The sequence below is a fragment of the Aeromonas sp. MaB10011B genome (genome assembly GCF_017939325.1).
GTDB lineage: Bacteria > Pseudomonadota > Gammaproteobacteria > Enterobacterales > Aeromonadaceae > Aeromonas > Aeromonas caviae.
Genome location: NZ_JAGKRK010000010.1, coordinates 135,574 through 153,545, shown reverse-complemented (window position 1 = coordinate 153,545; position 17,972 = coordinate 135,574). Strand labels below are relative to the sequence as shown.

Below are 17,972 nucleotides of genomic sequence, written 5' to 3'. Positions count from 1 at the left end.
CGGGACACGCCGTTTTAGCCTGTGGAGGCGTGGTGCAATCAGGCCGCCCGATGAAGCAGGAACCCGGTACTGCGCGAGCAGCTATCACCCAGTAATGGGAATCCCCCTCCTGTGACGCGAAGCGCTAAGGTGGGGGAGGATGTCAATTCCCTCAACTACACCTCCGGCACCACGGGGAACCCCAAGGGGGTGGTCTATCACCATCGCGGCGCCCACCTCAATGCGGTCAACAATGCCCTCTCCTGGGAGCTGCCCAAGCACCCGGTCTACCTCTGGACCCTGCCGATGTTCCACTGCAACGGCTGGTGCTTCCCCTGGACCCTGGCGGCCACCGCCGGGGTGAGCGTCTGTCTGCGCCACGTGCAGGCGGCGGCCATCTACGGGGCGCTGCGCGAACACAAGGTGAGCCATTTCTGCGCCGCCCCCATCGTGCTCAATATGCTCAACAATGCCGATCCGGCCCTCAAGCAGGGACTCGACCACCCCGTCAAGGCGATGACGGCGGGGGCTGCGCCGCCCGCCACCGTGATCGCCGGCATGGAGGCCATGGGGATCGCCGTGACCCATGTCTATGGCCTCACCAAAACCTATGGCCCCTGCGTGGTGTGCGAGCCGCAAAGACGCTGGCAGGGGCAGGATGCCACCACCCTCTCCCGTCTCAAGGCGCGCCAGGGGGTGGCCTCCCCCCTGCAAGGGGAGATGCGGGTCATCAACCCCGTCAGCGGCGAGCCGGTTCCCATGGATGGCAAGACCCTGGGAGAGATAGTGCTGCGGGGCAACATCGTCATGAAGGGCTACCTCAAGAACCCGTCGGCGAGCGAGGAGGCGATGGCACAGGGATGGTTTCGAAGCGGGGATCTCGCGGTCTGGCACCCGGACGGCTATGTGGAGATCAAGGACAGATCCAAGGACATCATCATCTCCGGCGGGGAGAACATTTCCAGCCTGGAGGTGGAGGACGTGCTCTATCGCCACCCCGATGTGGAAGAAGCCGCGGTGATCGCCATGCCGGACGAGACCTGGGGGGAGGTGCCCTGCGCCTTCGTCAAGCTCAAGGAGGGGCGCGAGCTCACCCAGGCCGAGCTCATTGCGTTCTGCCGCGAGCAGATGGCCCACTTCAAGGCCCCCAAGCACATCATCTTCACCCCGCTGCCCAAGACCTCCACCGGCAAGGTGCAAAAATTCATGCTGCGCAAGCAGTTGGCGTGACGACAAAGGCGCCGCGCCATCAACGGGCCTGCGGGCCCGTTTTGTGTTGCGCGATGCAAAGAAGCAGGGCCTCGCCGGTAGCGGTCGCCAGCCAACAAGACGTGCCTTTCGAGCCCGTCCCGGCTTACCATGGCCGCCATGTCCCGCCAGCCTGAGGATGCCTGTGAGAAAATCGGACCGTCTGTTTCAACTGACCAACCTGCTGCGGGCGCATCAACCCCTGACCGCCCGGGAGCTGGCGACGCGCCTGTGCGTGTCGGAGCGCACCATCTACCGCTATATCGACGATCTCTCTTTGGCGGGCATTCCGGTTTACGGGGAAGCCGGGCTGGGCTATCGGCTGAGCGAGGGGTTCGAAATGGCACCGTTGCAACTGAGTGCGACCGAGCTGGAGGCCCTCATCACCGGGGTGAACCTGGTGGCGGTGCTGACGGGCAAGGGGATGGCCGATCCGGCCCGCGCCCTGCTCGCCAAGATTGAGGCGGCCCTGCCCGCCAAGGAGGCTCGGGCACCTCGCGTCCCCGTGGTGCGGGTGCCTGACTATTCCACGGCGCAGCCTGCATACGCTCGCTGGGACAGGTTGCACGACGCCATCACGGCCGGTCACTGGCTGCACATTGGCTACCGGGATGCCAGCGCCAGCAGGACGGAACGCCAGCTCTTTCCCCTCGGGCTCTTCTACTGGGGCGGATGCTGGACGCTCGGCGCCTGGTGTGCGCTGCGCCGGGCCTACCGGGATTTCAGGGTGGATCGCATCGACACCCTGGCGCCGTGCCGTCAGGGGGAAGGGGCGCCCCCTGGCGCGACCCTGGCCGATTACCTTGCCCTGCGCCAGTCGGATGCGTTTCCCCCTGGGCGCAGTGGCGCCGAAAAAGTCATTCAGGACTGACACAAGGCTGTCAGTAGCCCTTCGTTATGCTGGGTTCTCCAGACCATCCACAACGGAGAAAACGAGATGATCATCAAGGGTGACATGCAACAGGCAGGGGGCGTCGAATTTGCCACCTTCAGGCTCAGGGAAGGGGTGACGGAGGCGGATTTGCTCGCCCTGTCACGGCGGGTCGAGTCCGAGTTTCTTCTTCAGCAATCCGAGCTCATCATGCACTGCCTGCTGCGCGGCGCCGACGGCCTCTATGCCGATGTGGTGATGGCCCCCAGCCAGTCGCTGGTGGAAGCCTATTGCCAGCAGTGGCTGCACAACGACGTGGCAGGGGAGTACCTGACCCTGCTTGACCATCACTCGGTCAACATGAGCTTCTGGACCCGTATCGGCTGAGGGCGGCGCGGGGCCTGCCATCCCCCGGCGAGGGGGCAATCATGAAATGAAACGGGCCCACAGGGCCCGTTTTGTTGAACAGAATTCAATAATTACTTGGTGTGGCGCTCATGCAGGCGCTGCACCACATCCTTCAAACCCAAGCCTTCGTTTTGCAGCAAGACTGTCAGGTGGTAGAGCAGGTCAGCGGATTCGTTGATGAGCTCTTCCCTGTCTTTCGCCATGGCGGCCAGGGCCACTTCCACCCCCTCTTCACCCACCTTCTGGGCGATGCGCTTGGTGCCTTTGCCATAGAGGCTGGCGGTGTAGCTGGTGGCGGGATCTGCCCCTTTGCGTGATGCCAGGATCTGTTCGAGCTCGGCCAGGAAGCCGAGCGGCGGCACGGGGTGGCCGTCGAAGCAGGAGGGGTTGCCCAGATGGCAGGTGGGGCCGACCGGGTCGGCGGCAATGAGCAGGGAGTCCTGATCGCAGTCGGTGGTGATGGCGACGAGCTTGAGCACATGACCCGAGCTCTCGCCCTTGGTCCACAGGCGCTGCTTGCTGCGGCTGAAGAAGGTGACCTGGCCGGTGGTCTGGGTCTTTTCCAGCGCCTCGCGGGTCATGAAGCCCTGCATCAGCACTTCGCCGCTGAGGGAATGCTGGACGATGGCGGGGATCATGCCCTCACACTTGGCCCAGTCCAGGCGCTCGGCCAGCGGCAATGCATTGTCTACTGCTTGATTATTCACGGATGGCGACTCCTTCGTTTTTCAGCCAGCGTTTCAATTCGGGAATGGGAATGAGGCCCTTGTGGAACACGGAGGCGGCCAGCGCCCCGTCCACGTCGGCCAGGGTAAAGGCATCGCGAAAGTGCTCCATGGCCCCGGCGCCGCCGGAGGCGATGAGGGGCACCTTGCACACGGCGCGCACCAGCTTGAGCTGCTCAAGGTCGTACCCCTGACGCATGCCGTCCTGGTTCATCACGTTGAGCACTATCTCTCCCGCGCCCCGGCGCTGCACTTCCTGTACCCACTCCAGGGTGGTCCAGGTGGTGGTGCGGGTGCGGCTCTCGTCGCCGGTAAACTGTTTGACCTGATATTGACCGAGGGCGGCATCGAAGTAGGAGTCGATACCCACCACCACGCACTGCACGCCGAAGCGCTCGGCGAGCCGGGTGATCAGGGTGGGATCGGCCAGGGCGGGGGAGTTGATGGAGACCTTGTCGGCACCGAATTCCAGGATCTGGCGGGCATCCTCCACGCTTTTGATGCCGCCGGCGACGCAGAAGGGGATGTCGATGACTTCCGCCACCCGGCTTACCCAGCTCTTGTCCACTACCCGTTCGTCGCTCGAGGCGGTGATGTCATAGAAGACCAGCTCATCGGCGCCCTCGGCGGCGTAGCGGCGGGCGAGGTCGACAATGCCGCCCATCACCTCGTGGTTGCGAAACTGCACGCCCTTGACCACCACGCCATCTTTGACGTCGAGACAGGGGATAATACGCTTTGACAACATGCTCATTGCTCCATGTAAAGCACGGTTAAAGAAACGTCGTTCTGCCGCCGGCGTTGGCCCGGGCGGCGGACGGGAACACGGTTGGCATGCCTTGAACGGGGGCCCATGAAGGGAGAAACGACAGGCCCGGCAGGCCGTCTCGTCGCCTCTGGGCACCCCACTATATGCATGACTTCATTCAGTGATTCAACCCTTTGTCGCCCTTGACCTGCCCCGGATGGCAGGCTGGCGCCTCGGGGAGGGGAGCCCGATCGTCCGGGTGGGTCTCGTCCGTTGCCATATGCTGGCGCAGGGTGAGCAGGGCGGCATCAAAATCAAACGCCTTCAGTTGCCTGGTCAGGGTGTCGCTGCGAGACCCCAGCATGAGGCGAAGGGGACCGGAATACTGCTCGTAGAGGGGGATCACGGCGGTGTCGCTTTGCACCAGCAGGGCTTCCATCTGGCCCAGCAGTTGCTGGCGCCACTGATCCCCCAGAGGCACCAGATCGGTGGTCGGGGCGGCGAGATCGTCCCCGAGCAGAGCGCAAAGGGCGGCGATCTCTTCATCGATGGATGACATGAGTCCGGTGGGCTCAGTGTTGCCGTCCGCGATGGCCTGCTCCAGGGCCAGGCAGTGGCGCGACAGCTCATGTGCCCCCAGGGTGCTCGCCACGCCGCGCAGGCTATGGACCATGCGGGTTGCATCGCTGTGCTCCCCGGCCTGCAAGTGGCGGTGCAGCCGGGTCATGTCCTGGCCATGCTCATGGATGAAGTCGCGAAGCAGGGCCAGGTATTTCTCCTGATTGCCGTTGAGGGCCGCCAGCCCCTGGTCGAGATCCAGACCCGGGTGTGCCTGCAGGCGGGCAAGGGGGCCTGTCACGGGATGGCGAGTGCTGTCGTCCGGGGCAAGCTCGGGGACCTTGCCTTGGGGCAGCCAGCGCTGCAGGGCTTCAAACAGCTTGGCGGGGGTGACGGGCTTGGCAATGAAATCGTTCATGCCGGCCGATGCGCTCGCCTTTCTGTCCTCCTCGAAGGCGCTGGCGGTGAGCGCCAGGATGGGCAGCCTGTCCATGCCGGGCAGGGCCCGGATGGCGCGGGTGGCGCTGTAGCCATCCATCACTGGCATCTGTATGTCCATCAGGATGAGGTCGAAGGGGTGCTGGCTGACGAGGGCCAGGGCCTCCTGGCCGTTGACGGCCGTCTCGATGACGAGGCCGCTGTGGCACAGGAGCTCGAGCACCACTTCCCGGTTGATGGCGTTGTCTTCCACCAGCAGGATCCGGGCGTGGCGAGGGAAGCTGAAGGCCTGTTGGTTCCCCTGCTCGGACGGGGTCCGGGAAGGAGCGTCCTCTTTTGCCTTGAACAGCCTGGCGGTAAACCAGAAGCAGCTTCCCTGGCCTGGCTCGCTGGTGACTCCGACCTCACCCCCCATCAGGGCGGCGATCCGGCTGGTGATTGCAAGGCCAAGGCCAGTGCCGCCATATCTGCGAGTGGTGGAGACATCCGCCTGTTCGAACGCCTGGAACAGCTTCTCGCGCTGCGCAGGGGTGATGCCGATGCCGGTATCTTCCACCTCGAAGCGCAGCAGGTAGCCGGTGGTGAGGGGGCGGGCCAGCCTGACGCGCAGGGTGACGGTTCCCTGCTCGGTGAACTTGATGGCGTTGGTCGCATAGTTGAGCAGGGCCTGGCGCAGGCGGGTGATGTCGCCGTGCACCCAGGCGGGGGTATCGCCGATGTCCGTCACTATGGTGAGCCCCTTGGCCCTGGCCTGGTCGTTCATCAGGGCGCGGACGTTGTCCAGCATGGCGGTGAGGGTGAAATCGGTCAGCTCCAGCGTCATCTTGCCCGCATCGATCTTGGAGAGATCCAGGATGTCGTTGAGGATGCTGAGCAGGTGCTGGGCGGCAGTGTCTATCTTGGTCAGCCGTTCGAGGTCGGTGGGATCCCGGGTGTCGCGCTTGAGCAGATAGGTGAGCCCCAGGATGGCATTCATGGGGGTGCGGATCTCGTGGCTCATGTTGGCAAGGAAGGCGCTCTTGGCGTGGTTGGCACTTTCGGCCCGCTGGTGGGCCTGGGCCAGCTGCCGGGTGCGCTCGTTGACCATCTCCTCCAGGTGGTAGCGATACTGGTCCAGCTCCTCGCCGAGCTGTTTCTTCTCGGTGATGTCGGCCTGGACCGTGACGTAGTGGGTGATTTCACCGCTCTCCTGGCGGATCGGCGACACCGTGGCCAGCACCTGGTAGTGGGAGCCATCCTTGCGCTGGTTGATGAATTCGCCATGCCAGCGCTGGCCGTGGTTGATGGCATCCCACAGGGCGACATAGCTGGCATCCGGGGTGAGGCCAGAGCGCAGCAGGGACGGGGTCCGGCCTATCACCTCGTGCTGCTGGTAACCGCTGGCGGCGAGGAAGGCGGGGTTGACGTACTCGATGCGCGCCCGGGTGTCGGTGATGAAGACGCCGTCAGGGCTCTGTTCGAGGGCCAGGGACAACTGGCGCAACTGCTGCTCGGCCAGCTTGCTCTGGGTGATGTCCAGATGGATGCCAAGGAGGCGCACGGGCCGTTGCTGGGCGTCCCGATAGACGCTCCCTTTGCTCACCAGCCAGCGGATGCCGCCATCTGGCAGCAGGATCCTGAACTCCAGCTCGACGGGGGCGCCGCTGACCGCCCGCTCCGCCAGCAACTGCTCGATGTGCGGCCTGTCATCCGGATGCAGGCAGGCTTGCCAGGCGGCCAGCTCGCCGAGCGCCTCGGCACTGCGGCCATAGAGGCGGGCGCATTCCGGCGAGAAGAAGAGACGGTTGCTGACCATGTCCCATTCCCAGATGCCGACATGGGCCCCTTCCTGGGCCATCAGCAGGCGCTGTTCGCTCTCGCGCAGGGCGCTGCTGACGGTTTCGGCGCGCACCCGTGCACTGATGGCGTCGTCCATCAGGTTCAGGGCTGCGAGGCGAGCACGACGCTGGGTATCGAGCGCCATCTGCTGATTGTGTTGCAGGCGCTGCTCCGCGAGCTTGCGCTCCGTGATGTCCTGCACGGTGCCGTAGAGCTCGAGTATGGTGCCATCCCTGTCCCTGAGCGCCGCCCCACGGGCAATGACCCAGGCGGTCTCCCCCTGCTCCGTGATCACTTCGGCATCGCACTCGTAGGGCTGCCCGTCCAGCCTGCAGCGCTCGACGGCCTGGGCCACCGTGTGCCACCCCTCCTGGGTGAAGTATTTTCTGACCTCGGGATAGACGGCGGGGGGGAGGGCCGGATCCCGGCCATAGATGCGATAGATCTCCGGTGACCAGAAGTGGCTGTCATCGGCCACGCGCCAGCGCCAGTTCCCTATCTTGGCGAGACGCTGGGACTCGCGCAGTATGGCTTCATTGCGGCGCAGCGCCTCCTCGGTCTCCTTGTTCTGCCGGTTGTCCTCGATGATGGAGATGAAGTAGTCGGGATTGCCTTCGGCGTCGCGCACCAGGGCCACCGTCAGAGTGGTCCAGATGATCTCGCCCCCCTTGTGCAGGTAGCGCTTCTCCAGGGTGTAGTGGGGGATAGTTCCCGCCAGCATCCGGGCCACATGGGCCTCATCGAGGTAGAGATCGTCCGGGTGGGTCAACTGCTGGAACGTCATCCCGGTGAGCTCGTCGGCCCGGTAGCCCAGGATGTGGCACAGCCGCTGATTGACACGCAGCCAGTGTCCATCGGGGGAGACCAGGGCGATGCCGACCGCTGCCTGTTCGAAGGTGACCTGGAAGCGGTTCTCGCTCTGCTGCAACTGGTTCTGGGTGTTCATCAGCTCCTGCCAGCGCAGGACCTCTCTGGCCCGGGCGCGATGAAAGGCGGCACTGAGCACGCTGATGAGCAGACCGTTGGCGATGAGCAGGCACCATTGCACCAGATCCTGGCCAGCCTCGACACTCAGTGAATAGATGGGGGGGAGCATGAAATAGCTGGTGACCAGGGCGGTGATCAGGGTGCAGAGCAGACCAGGCAACAAGCCCCCCAACAGGGCGCAGACGATGATGGGCAGCATGAAGAGAACCAGCAGCGGTCGCTCACCAAAGGCGATGGGCAGCTGGACACGGATTTGCAACATCAGAACGGGCAGCAGCACGGCCAGCAGGGAGATCCCCCAGCGCTGGGTAGAGGGGCGCACATGCCACAGGGGTGACCAGCTCATCATGGGAGATCCTCCGGTGGCATGGGGGCCTGGGGATAGGGGGGCGGCACTCCGAGCTGACGGGAGAGCCCGTTGATCTGGTGCTTGAGGGCCAGCATGGCGAGCTCCCTGTCCACCATCACCTTGTTGAACCGCTCCAGCTCATGGTTCTGCTGGCGCAGCTCGCTGGCCTGGCGGGTCAGGGCCTGTTCAACCTGCTCCCGTTCGGTGACATCGAGCAGAATGCCGATGATGGCGGGCTGGCCGAGGTAGTCGACGCGCCGCCCGTACAGCTCGACCTCCAGGGATTCCCCGTGCTGATGCAGGGCACTGAAGCGGGTGTGGATATCGCGCGCGTCCTGCTCGCACGCGTGCACCAGCTCGGCGACCCTGGTGCTGTCCTTGGGAGCGGCAAGGGCGTGTAACTGGCCAACGGCGATCAGCGCCCCCGGGGTGTCATAGCCAAACAGTCGGGCAAAACAGGGGTTGATGTAGCAGAGCCGACCCTGCTGGATGATGTAGATCCCGGCAAGGGATTGCTCCACCAGGGCACGGAACAGCCCCTCGCGCTCTCGCAAGTCGGCCTCGGCCCGTTTGAAGTCCGTGATGTCCCGAGAGATGCCGAAGATCCCGATCACCTGCCCCTCGCTGTCTTGCAAGGGGCCTTTGGTTGCGAGAAACACATGCTCGCCATCGGGCAGGGTCAGGTACTCCTCCTCGGTCTGCACCCGGTTGCGCTCTATGACCTGGCGCCCGGATGCCATCAGCATCTGCGCCTGCTGCGGCGGGAAGAGCGTCAGATCATCCTGGCCCAGCACCTCGTCAACCGGCTTGCCGACAAACTGGCTGGCGGCCCGGTTGAAGAGGATGTATCTGCCCTCCTTGTTCTTGGCGAAGATGGCGTCTTCCGAGCTGTCGGCGATGGCGGAGAGCAGTTGCAACGCCTCCAGCCGCTGGGACTGGGAGTGCTGAAGCTGCTCGGCCATCTGCAGCCGGGTGTGCTGGCGCAGCAGGATGATGCCGGCGTTGGTGACAAAGAGCACCAGCAGGCCGATGAGACCGATCCAGACGCTCTCCTTGAAGGTGGCCTGGTAGAGTTCCGCCTTGTCGATCTTGGCCAGCAGGTACCAGTCCGTGTTCATGACCGGATAGACAACCCCGAAGACCTCGCTGCCCCGGTAATCCTGGCCATAAAGCACCTGGGGCGTGCCGCGTTCGGTGAGCCGCAAATACTGGGCTGCCAGCAGGGTGGGGTGGGTGACGGGATAGTGCAGGGTGAGAGCCGGTTCCGGGCGATAGCGCAGGCTACTCAGATAGTGGACCTGATCCCCCTGCTGGCGAAACAGAATGGCTTCTCCGCTGCTGTCTGGGATGGGCCAGGTACGAAGGATGCGATCGGCCCAGTCAGTACCGATGATGTGCAGCGCGAGGACGGTGGTCCCGTGGCCTGACGGGCCGAGGGGAGCCAGAAAATCCAGTCTGGCGTATCCCTTTCCATCGACATAGGGGGCCACTCTGAGCACCTTGCCTGCCTCAACCCGGGAAAGGGCGGCCTGCAGGGGACTATTCACGGGGCCAGCCCCCGGGGTCTGCCACAGGATATGGCCGGCAGGATCAAGCAGGGTCGCCCCCTGGAATCCACGCAGCGAGAGGACGTCCTGCAGTTGTGTCAGCCACTGTGTCTTTGCCGTCAGCCCATCAGGAGGCAGGGCACCATAACGCGGGCTCTCGATGATCTGGCGGACATCCTGATCGCGGTTGTCGAGCCATTCGGTGATGCGCCGGCTTTTGAGATCGGCGATGGCTTCGAGACGGGCCACTTCCGTGTCCCGGGTCAGTTCGATGTTGCGGGCGATGGCCATGGCGGTCAGGGCCAGGATGAGCCCGTTGAGCAGCAGGAAGGGGATCCACTGACGCCGGGAGAGGGCGGGCGTCACCGCTGGCTGGCTGATGCGACGACGCAGCATGGCATAAAGCATGAGGGCCGTGATGAGGATGAAGAGCCAGCCCTTGATGGTGCTTGCCATGGCGAACTGGGCAGGGGTGCTGAACAGCCACTCCACCGCCTTGTCGGAGAGCAGGATCCACAGGCTTGCCACGGCGGCATAGGTGAGCACGACGTTGAGCACATGTGCCCGGGTCAGAGGAGCCTCAGCCATCCACGGCCTCGCTGCCATCCTGGTAGCGTTCGGCAATGGTGACGAACGCGTCGAAATGGCGATCGAAGGCGGTCACGACATCGGGATCGAAATGGTGGCCGCTGCCGGAGAGGATGAGGGCGCGAGCCTCGTCGTAGCTCATGGCCGGCTTGTAGACCCTGGCGCAGATGAGGGCGTCAAACACGTCTGCCAGCGCCATCAGGCGAGCCGAGAGGGGGATGGCGTCCCCTTGCAAGCCGTCCGGGTAGCCGCTGCCATCCCACTTCTCGTGGTGCCAGTGGGCGATCTCCTTGGCCAGGGTGAGGAAGGCCAGGGGCTGCTCCATGTCCTGTTCGGCCTCCTCGATGGCATCGCTGCCGAGCTTGGCGTGGGTGCGCATGATCTGCCACTCCTCCGGGGTCAGCTTGCCCGGTTTGAGCAGGATGTGGTCGGGAATGCCCACCTTGCCGATATCATGAAGCGGTGCGGATCGGCTCAGCAGGTCGATGTAACCCGGGGTCAGGGTATCGGCGAAACGGGGGTGATCAGCCAGGGCGCTCGCCAGCAGACGCACATAGCCCTGGGTGCGCAGGATATGGTTGCCGGTTTCGGGGTCGCGGATCTCCGCCAGATGGGCGAGGGCGCGGATGGAGACCTGCTGGATCAGGTCGTTTTCCGCCATTCGCCGCGCGACCTCGGCTTCCAGCGCCGCATTCTGGTTTTGCAGGCCGTCACGGGCCTGCTTTGCCTCCAGCTGGGTACGCACCCGGGCCTGAACGACCACCGGCTTGATGGGCTTGGTGATGTAGTCGGCGGCGCCGAGGGAGAGGCCGAACTCCTCGCTTTGGGGGTCGGCGAGGGCGGTGAGCAGAACGACGGGAATACGGCTGCTGATCGGGGACTGACGTAATTGCCTGAGCACTTCATAACCATCCATGCCGGGCATCATCACATCCAGCAGGATGAGGTCAGGCTTTGGATCCGCGCTGACGATGCGCAGGCATTTTTCCCCGCTCTGTGCAGCCAGCACGCGGTAATGAGGCGAAAGCAATTCGGTCAGTACCATCAGATTTTCGGGTGAGTCGTCGACGATCAGGATGGTGGCGTTGTGAGGTGTCAACATATGTCTTCCATGACGCTATCCCTGTGAGGTCGAGTATAGAGCCAATTGCTGCCAAATCATAAGATTCGCCCCCATCGGGGAGAAAGAGGCCTGCCCGGATGGGCAGGCTGTCTGATGCCAGAAAGGGGCGCGTCACGCAGCGCGGCCGTCACCCCAGCAGCGAATGGCTTCTGCCACGTCAAACTTGCCCTCCAGCAGGGCACGGCCGAGGATGATCCCCTTGACGCCGGTTCCCTTGAGCGCCTCGATATCCGCCAGACCGCCGATACCGCCGGACGCCTGGAAGCCGACGTTCGGGTAGCGGGCACAGAGATCCCGGTAGAGTTCGACGTTGGTGCCCGCCAGGGTACCGTCCCGGCTGATGTCGGTGCAGAGCACGTGTTTAAGTCCGGCGGGGAGGAAGCGCTCGATCAGCGCCTCGATGGAGATGCCGCTGTTCTCCTGCCAGCCAGCCACTGCGATGTGGCGGTTGCCCTGTTCATCGATGTTGACATCCAGGGCCAGCACGATGCGCTCGGGGCCATATTTCTCCATCCAGCTGGCCACCAGATCCGGGGATTTGACGGCGGTGGAACCGATCACCACCCGGCTGGCGCCGGCCGCCAGCAAGTCGGCCACATCCTGTTCGCTGCGCACGCCGCCGCCGACCTGCACCGGTGCCTCGGTGGCGGACAGCAGCTGGGCGATGAGGGCCAACTGGCGGGCCTTGGCATCCTTGGCGCCGTCCAGATCCACCAGGTGCAGCTGCGCCGCCCCCTGGCTGACATAGTCATCGAAGCGGGCCTGCGGGTTGTCGCTGTAGGCGGTTTTCTGGCCGTAGTCGCCCTGATAGAGGCGCACGACCTGACCGTTGATAAGGTCGATTGCGGGAATAATCATGCCTGTCATAGCTCCAGAAAGTTTTGCAGTAGGCGGGCACCGGCCGGGCCGGATCGCTCCGGGTGGAATTGGGCGCCAAAGAAGTTGTCCCGCCCGACGATGGCGGTAAAGGGCAGGCCGTAGCCGCAGGTCGCCAGGGTCGCGTCGGTCACCTCCAGCGCATAGGAGTGGACAAAGTAGAAGTAGCTGCCGCTGGGAATGCCTTTGAGTAGCGGGTGGGTCTCGTCGTGTTCAATCTGGTTCCAGCCCATGTGGGGCAGGCGCAGGTTGCCCACCTCCATCAGGCGGATCCTGCCAGGCACGATGCCGAGGCAGTCGATGAGCGCTCCTTCGCTGCCATCGGCGCTCATGTTCTCTTCCGAGGCCTGTGCCAGCATCTGCATGCCGAGGCAAAAACCGAGCAGCGGCTGCTTGGCGGCGCGAATGAGGGGCACCAGTTCCCGCTCATTGAGGTTCTTCATGGCGGCGATGGCGGTGCCGACGCCGGGCAGGATCAGTTTGTCCGCCTGCTCGATGTCGGTGGCCTTGCAGCTCACCCTGGGCTGCACGCCGAGGCGCTCGAACGCCATGCGCACCGAGGCGAGGTTGGCGCAGCCGGTGTCGATGATGACCAGGTTCTGTTTCCCCATCACAGCACCCCCTTGCTGGAGGGAAGCTCGCTCCCTTCCACGCGAATGGCCTGGCGCAGGGCGCGGCCAAAGCCTTTGAACAGCGCCTCCACCTGATGGTGGGTGTTGCCGCTGCCCACCTTCATCTGCAAGGTGATGGCCATGGCGTCAGAGAGGGAGCGGAAGAAGTGGGGCACCATCTCGGTGGCCATCTCTCCCACGCTGTCGCGACCAAAGCCGCTCGGGCAGTCGAACACGAAGTAGGGACGGCCGCTCAGATCCAGCGCAGTGGCCACGTCCAGCTCGGTCAGCGAGGTGCTGTCAGCCTCCTGGCGGGGACGCCCGTCGATCACCGCCTGCACCTCGTCCATCGCCAGCACGAAGCCGAAGCGGCCGATGCCGCGCTTGTTGCCAAGGGCCTGGCGCAGGGCTTGACCCAGTGCCAATCCCACATCTTCCACCGTGTGGTGATCGTCGATGTGCAGATCGCCGCACACTTTGAGCTTGAGGCGAAAGCCCGCGTGGGTCGCTATCTGATCCAGCATGTGATCGAAGAAGCCGATGCCGGTGGCGATCTGGTTGCCACCGCTCTTGTCGAGATCCACCGCCACCTGGATGCGGGTCTCCTTGGTGTAGCGCTCCACCTCGGCCACGCGCCCCTTGGAGAGCAGCTGATCACGAATGGCAGTCCAGCCGTGATCTTGCGGGTGGTAGCGTATGCCGCGGATGCCCATGTTCTCGGCAAGCTGGATGTCGGTCTGTCTGTCGCCAATCACGAAGGAGTTGGCAAAGTCGATGCGGCCCGAGGCGAGATACTCCTTCACCAGCCCAAGGTGAGGCTTGCGGCAGCTGCAACCGTCGGTGGGGAAGTGGGGACAGATCAGCACTTGCTCCCAAGTGACGCCCTGGGATTCGAAGAGGTGCATCATCAGGTCGTGGGGCGGCTGGAAGTGTTCAAGGGGCAGGCTGGCGGTGCCGAGCCCATCCTGGTTGGTCACCATCACCAGCACGTAGCCGGCGGCCTGGAGCTCACGCAGCACAGGTATCACCATGGGCTCGAAGCGCAGCTTCGCAAGGCTGTCCACCTGCTTGTCGGTGACCGGCTCCTCGATCAGGGTGCCGTCACGGTCGATAAACAAAAACGGGGTTTTCATCGCTACATCCTTGCTTGTCTTACAGAGAGGGTGGGGGCAGGTCACGCAGCACGGCGAGCACGGCGTCCATTTCGCCCTGATAGCCGATGGTGATGCGGATGCTGTTGTCAAGGCCAGGCTTGCTGGAGAAATCACGCAAGATGATGCCGGCGGCCTTCATGGCGGCGAACACGGCGGCGCCATCTTTGAAGCGCACCAGCACGAAGTTGCCTTTGTCCTCGAACACTTCCTTGACGCAGGACAGACGAAGCAGCTCCGCCTTGATGAGCGCCTTCTGCTTGTTGAGCTCCTGCACCCGCTCCTGCATCAATTCCAGCCCCATGGGAGAGAGCGCCTGGGCGGCAATCTGGGCGATGGGGTCGGGAATGGGGTAGGGCGCGATCACCTTGGCCAGCATGGCAATCACCTCTGGATCCCCCAAAGTAAAGCCGCAGCGGATCCCTGCCAGGGCGAAGGCCTTGGAGAGGGTGCGGGTCACCACCAGGTTCGGGTATTGGGCGAGCAGGTCCACCACGGAGGCCTCCGGGCAGAACTCGATGTAGGCCTCGTCCACGACGATGATGGCGCGGTCCCGGGCCTTCTCCAGCAGGGCGACGAGTCCCTTGCGGCCCACCAGATCCCCGGTGGGATTGTTGGGGGAGCAGAGGAACACCAGCTTCACGTCAGAGAGGCGATCGGCGATGGCGGGCCAGTCCGGCTGACGGCTGGCGGTCAATGGCTGCTCGACAATCCCCACGCCACAGGTCTCGGCGCTGATGGCGTACATGCCGTAGGTGGGGGGGCAGATGAGGATTTGATCTTCCCCTGCCTCGCAGAAGGTGCGGATCAAGAGCTCGATGGCCTCGTCGGCACCGCGGCTTACCAGCACCTGATCCGGATTGACCCCGGCGTAGGCGGCATAGCCATTCACCACCTCGGCCGGCTGGCACTCGGGATAGCGGTTGAGGCGGCTCCCCTCGACGGTGAAGGGATAGGCCAGGGGGGCCTCGTTGGCATTGAGCCAGACGTGGCCCTGGCCGCCGATGCGGCGAGCGGACTGGTAGGGAGTGAGAGCCCGCACAACGCGACGGGCCAGATTGACGATGCTCATGACAAATCCTTCTGCTGTGCTGTTTGTTGGGGCTCGGCGGCCAGGGCGTTCAACCTGAGGGTGACGGCATGCTTGTGGGCATCGAGCCCCTCGGCCTGGGCGATGCGCTGGACGATGGGGCCAAGGCCGCGAATGCCGTCTGCAGTGAGCTCTTGAACCGTGTAGCGGCGCTGATAGTCGGCAAGCCCCAAGCTCGAGCAGGTGCGGGCATAGCCGTAGGTGGGCAGGGTGTGGTTGGTGCCGCTGGCGTAATCACCGACCGACTCCGGTGTCCATGCCCCGAGGAAGATGGAGCCCGCGTTCTCGAGCTTGTCCAGCAGATCCCGGGGGGCCCGGGTCTGCACGATGAGGTGTTCCGGTGCATAGGCGTTGGAGATGGCGCAGGCCTCCTCCAGGTTGTCGCAGAGGATCACCAGGCTTGCCTTCAGGGCTTGCTCGGCGATGTCGCGGCGGCTGAGGTCGGCGAGTTGCGCCTGGATCTCGCTGCCGATGGCATCGGCCAGGGAAGCGGAGGTGGTGACCAGCACCACCTGGCTGTCGGGGCCGTGCTCGGCCTGGGAGAGCAGATCCGATGCCACGAAGGCCGGGTTGGCGCTCTCGTCTGCGATCACCAGCACCTCGGAGGGGCCGGCTGGCATGTCGATGGCGGCGCCCCGCCAGTCACGGGAAACCTGGCCCTTGGCTTCGGTCACATAGGCGTTGCCCGGGCCGAAGATCTTGTCCACCTTGGGGATGGTTTGCGTGCCATAGGCCATGGCCGCGATGGCCTGGGCGCCGCCGATGGCGAACACCTGACGGACGCCACAGGCGCGGGCGGCAAACAGGATCTCGTCGCTCGCCGGAGACGGGGTACAGAGCACCACCTCACGGCAACCGGCCAGGCTTGCCGGAATGGCCAGCATCATCACGGTGGAGGGGAGCGGCGCGCTGCCTCCCGGGACATAGAGGCCGACCCGGCTGATGGGTTGGGTGCGCAGCTCGCACAGTACCCCGGGCTGGGTTTCGACTCGGACGACGGGCTGTACCTGGGCGGCGTGGAAGGTACGGATATTGGCGATGGCGGCCTCGATGGCACCCTTGATGTCATCACCGAGTCGAGCGCAGGCGGCATCCACTTCCGCGTCGCTCACCCGAAGCTGTTCGCGGGGCGCGCGTTCGAAACGCTGGCTCAGCTCGCGCAGGGCCTCATCGCCCCGGCTACGTACCGCGGCAATGATGTCTCGCACCACGGTACCGATGTCGGCTTCGTCGCCAAGGGCGGGCCGGGTCAGGACCTCGGCTTGCCGGGCGGGGGAGAGGGTCTTCCAGATCAGGGTCTGCATGATGTGTCTTCCTTATTCCATCATCTCGGCTTATTCCATCATCTTTTCAATGGGCAGCACCAGGATGGAGCTGGCACCCAGGGCCTTGAGCTGTTCCATGGTCTCCCAGAACAGGGTTTCGCTGGAGACGACGTGCAGGGCCACCTGGTTGGTGTCACCGGCGAGCTGCATGATGGTGGGACGCTCCGCCCCCGGCAGCAGATCGGTGATGGCATCGAGCTTGTCTTTGGGGGCGTGCAGCATGATGTATTTGCTTTCGCGCGCCTGCTGCATCCCCTGGATGCGGGGCAGCAGCTTGTCGATGAGTTTCTGCTTGGCATCGTTCAGGGGGTTGGGAGCCTGCACCAGGACGGCCTTGGAGCGGTAGATCACCTCGACCTCTTTCAGGCCGTTGGCTTCCAGGGTCGCGCCGGTGGAGACCAGATCGCAGATGGCATCGGCCAGACCCGCGCGGGGGGCCACTTCCACCGAGCCACCCAGCATCACGCTCTTGAAGCCCAGGCCCTTCTCGTCGAAGAAGCGCTTGAGCAGACCGGGGTAGGAGGTGGCGATGCGCTTGTCGGCCAGGCTCTCGGGTCCTGTGTAGTTGACATCGTCCGGCACCGCCAGAGAGAGGCGGCAGCCGCCGAAGTCGAGCTGCTTGAGGGTCTTCACCGCAAAGGGCTGCCCCTGGGCTGCGCGAATGAGCTGCACCTCTTCGAGAACGTTCTCGCCGATGATGCCAAGATCGACCACCCCTTCCATCACCAGACCCGGGATGTCGTCATCACGCACTCGCAGAATGTCGATGGGCATGTTCTCGACATGGGCGATGAGGCGCTGTTCCCGCAGGTTGATCTTGAGGCCGCAGCTCTTGAAGAGGGCCTGGGAATCCTGGCTCAGACGACCGGATTTTTGCATGGCGATGCGCAGACGTTGTGTTTCCATTGCTCGATTTCCTTTTAGTCAAAAACGAAAAAACCCTCGGAAGTATGTGCTTCCGAGGGTTTATGAATCTTGCGGTCCTTTTGGAAGTCACCAGTTAAGTGTCTTCCAGCAGTCAACCTCCTGAAAGACTATTCGGGATGATGATGGTGATGATGAGTCTTCAGGGTGGTGAACTTCATGATGTAATCAATCCTTTACAAATCAGATGCCGTTGTTGACGCCCGATTTAAACTACCTGCCTTGACAGAAAATGCAACCGAAAAATGTGATCAGGACGATTAAAGTTGAGAAAACGGTTTTCTGGTCGATAACTAGACAATGAGATGCCAAAGGAGGCGACATCATGCCCAGCCAGGACCTGTTATTTCCCATCCTGCCCCGTGCACCCTCGACACCGAGCCCGGATGACATCAAGCGGGAGGTGACCCAGATCAGCCAGAAACATCAGCTGCGCAAGATAGGCACCGACAATGGCGGCGGTGGCCAGCATCACCAGCAGAGAGAGCAGCCGCCAAAGCCTGATCAACCAGCGGTACAGGATGATGATCACAAACCGGATCCGGACCACCGGATTGATCTCTTCGTCTGAACGCATTATCAGTCCCGCTTTTTCCGCGCTTTTGGCA

15 protein-coding genes and 1 other annotated feature are annotated in these 17,972 nt (G+C 63.7%); of the genes, 4 read left to right on the top strand and 11 right to left on the bottom strand.

Annotated elements, in window-relative coordinates; all coding sequences use genetic code 11:
* The first annotated feature begins 69 nt into the window (after positions 1-69).
* The 3 genes from J9893_RS04730 (at position 70) to J9893_RS04720 (ending at position 2,485) form a co-directional block, all read left to right on the top strand.
* A complete protein-coding gene (locus J9893_RS04730) occupies positions 70-1,209 on the top strand; it encodes an AMP-binding protein (protein WP_268842184.1) in 1,140 nt (379 codons plus the stop codon).
* A 190-nt stretch (positions 1,210-1,399) separates the two neighbouring features.
* Positions 1,400-2,098, top strand: a complete 699-nt coding sequence (locus tag J9893_RS04725) for a YafY family protein (RefSeq protein ID WP_181023102.1) — start codon at positions 1,400-1,402, stop codon at positions 2,096-2,098.
* 66 nt (positions 2,099-2,164) lie between these two features.
* Positions 2,165-2,485 carry a hypothetical protein gene (locus J9893_RS04720; RefSeq protein WP_143237504.1) on the top strand — a complete coding sequence of 107 codons (321 nt, stop codon included), beginning with the start codon at positions 2,165-2,167 and terminating at the stop codon, positions 2,483-2,485.
* A gap of 92 nt (positions 2,486-2,577) precedes the next feature.
* Here J9893_RS04720 and hisIE read toward each other — a convergent pair whose 3' ends face one another.
* The 11 genes from hisIE to hisG all read right to left on the bottom strand — a co-directional run bounded on the left by hisIE (position 2,578) and on the right by hisG (position 17,346).
* Positions 2,578-3,213, bottom strand: coding sequence for a bifunctional phosphoribosyl-AMP cyclohydrolase/phosphoribosyl-ATP diphosphatase HisIE (hisIE, locus tag J9893_RS04715; protein WP_029314506.1), 636 nt, complete (start codon positions 3,211-3,213; stop codon positions 2,578-2,580).
* On the bottom strand, positions 3,206-3,979 hold the full coding sequence (gene hisF / locus J9893_RS04710; protein WP_042881382.1) for an imidazole glycerol phosphate synthase subunit HisF: 774 nt from the start codon (positions 3,977-3,979) through the stop codon (positions 3,206-3,208). The genes hisIE and hisF overlap by 8 nt, the downstream gene beginning before the upstream one ends.
* A 178-nt stretch (positions 3,980-4,157) precedes the next feature.
* Positions 4,158-8,129, bottom strand: a complete 3,972-nt coding sequence (locus J9893_RS04705) for a PAS domain S-box protein (protein WP_182721844.1) — start codon at positions 8,127-8,129, stop codon at positions 4,158-4,160.
* Complete coding sequence (locus J9893_RS04700; protein WP_210600568.1) at positions 8,126-10,264, bottom strand: PAS domain S-box protein; 2,139 nt, start codon at positions 10,262-10,264, stop codon at positions 8,126-8,128. The genes J9893_RS04705 and J9893_RS04700 overlap by 4 nt, the downstream gene beginning before the upstream one ends.
* Positions 10,257-11,366 carry a two-component system response regulator gene (locus tag J9893_RS04695; protein WP_010674688.1) on the bottom strand — a complete coding sequence of 370 codons (1,110 nt, stop codon included), beginning with the start codon at positions 11,364-11,366 and terminating at the stop codon, positions 10,257-10,259. Before J9893_RS04695 ends, J9893_RS04700 begins: the two co-directional genes overlap by 8 nt.
* Positions 11,367-11,498: 132 nt before the next feature.
* Positions 11,499-12,245: a 1-(5-phosphoribosyl)-5-[(5-phosphoribosylamino)methylideneamino]imidazole-4-carboxamide isomerase gene (hisA, locus tag J9893_RS04690; protein WP_143237505.1), complete on the bottom strand. Its 747-nt coding sequence runs from the start codon at positions 12,243-12,245 to the stop codon at positions 11,499-11,501.
* A gap of 5 nt (positions 12,246-12,250) precedes the next feature.
* Positions 12,251-12,874 carry an imidazole glycerol phosphate synthase subunit HisH gene (gene hisH / locus J9893_RS04685; RefSeq protein ID WP_143237506.1) on the bottom strand — a complete coding sequence of 208 codons (624 nt, stop codon included), beginning with the start codon at positions 12,872-12,874 and terminating at the stop codon, positions 12,251-12,253.
* Positions 12,874-14,007, bottom strand: coding sequence for a bifunctional histidinol-phosphatase/imidazoleglycerol-phosphate dehydratase HisB (gene hisB / locus J9893_RS04680; protein WP_102948496.1), 1,134 nt, complete (start codon positions 14,005-14,007; stop codon positions 12,874-12,876). Before hisB ends, hisH begins: the two co-directional genes overlap by 1 nt.
* A gap of 19 nt (positions 14,008-14,026) precedes the next feature.
* On the bottom strand, positions 14,027-15,097 hold the full coding sequence (gene hisC, locus J9893_RS04675) for a histidinol-phosphate transaminase (RefSeq protein WP_069651239.1): 1,071 nt from the start codon (positions 15,095-15,097) through the stop codon (positions 14,027-14,029).
* Entirely contained in the window at positions 15,094-16,419 is a 1,326-nt protein-coding gene (hisD, locus tag J9893_RS04670) for a histidinol dehydrogenase (RefSeq protein ID WP_041211399.1), read from the bottom strand. The genes hisC and hisD overlap by 4 nt, the downstream gene beginning before the upstream one ends.
* A 30-nt stretch (positions 16,420-16,449) precedes the next feature.
* Positions 16,450-17,346: an ATP phosphoribosyltransferase gene (gene hisG, locus J9893_RS04665; protein WP_041211400.1), complete on the bottom strand. Its 897-nt coding sequence runs from the start codon at positions 17,344-17,346 to the stop codon at positions 16,450-16,452.
* A gap of 28 nt (positions 17,347-17,374) precedes the next feature.
* Positions 17,375-17,499 (bottom strand) — a sequence feature (His leader region).
* A gap of 190 nt (positions 17,500-17,689) precedes the next feature.
* Between hisG and J9893_RS04660 the strand changes: the two genes are divergently transcribed.
* Complete coding sequence (locus J9893_RS04660; protein WP_010674695.1) at positions 17,690-17,935, top strand: hypothetical protein; 246 nt, start codon at positions 17,690-17,692, stop codon at positions 17,933-17,935.
* Positions 17,936-17,972: the final 37 nt, after the last annotated feature.

Excerpts from the sequence above, each read along its gene's own strand:
- J9893_RS04720 (WP_143237504.1), top strand. The coding sequence starts at position 2,165 with ATGATCATCAAGGGTGACATGCAACAGGCAGGGGGCGTCGAATTTGCC.
- hisF (WP_042881382.1), bottom strand. The coding sequence starts at position 3,979 with ATGTTGTCAAAGCGTATTATCCCCTGTCTCGACGTCAAAGATGGCGTG.
- J9893_RS04705 (WP_182721844.1), bottom strand. The coding sequence starts at position 8,129 with ATGATGAGCTGGTCACCCCTGTGGCATGTGCGCCCCTCTACCCAGCGC.
- J9893_RS04700 (WP_210600568.1), bottom strand. The coding sequence starts at position 10,264 with ATGGCTGAGGCTCCTCTGACCCGGGCACATGTGCTCAACGTCGTGCTC.
- J9893_RS04695 (WP_010674688.1), bottom strand. The coding sequence starts at position 11,366 with ATGTTGACACCTCACAACGCCACCATCCTGATCGTCGACGACTCACCC.
- hisA (WP_143237505.1), bottom strand. The coding sequence starts at position 12,245 with ATGATTATTCCCGCAATCGACCTTATCAACGGTCAGGTCGTGCGCCTC.
- hisH (WP_143237506.1), bottom strand. The coding sequence starts at position 12,874 with ATGGGGAAACAGAACCTGGTCATCATCGACACCGGCTGCGCCAACCTC.
- hisB (WP_102948496.1), bottom strand. The coding sequence starts at position 14,007 with ATGAAAACCCCGTTTTTGTTTATCGACCGTGACGGCACCCTGATCGAG.
- hisC (WP_069651239.1), bottom strand. The coding sequence starts at position 15,097 with ATGAGCATCGTCAATCTGGCCCGTCGCGTTGTGCGGGCTCTCACTCCC.
- hisD (WP_041211399.1), bottom strand. The coding sequence starts at position 16,419 with ATGCAGACCCTGATCTGGAAGACCCTCTCCCCCGCCCGGCAAGCCGAG.
- hisG (WP_041211400.1), bottom strand. The coding sequence starts at position 17,346 with ATGGAAACACAACGTCTGCGCATCGCCATGCAAAAATCCGGTCGTCTG.
- J9893_RS04660 (WP_010674695.1), top strand. The coding sequence starts at position 17,690 with ATGCCCAGCCAGGACCTGTTATTTCCCATCCTGCCCCGTGCACCCTCG.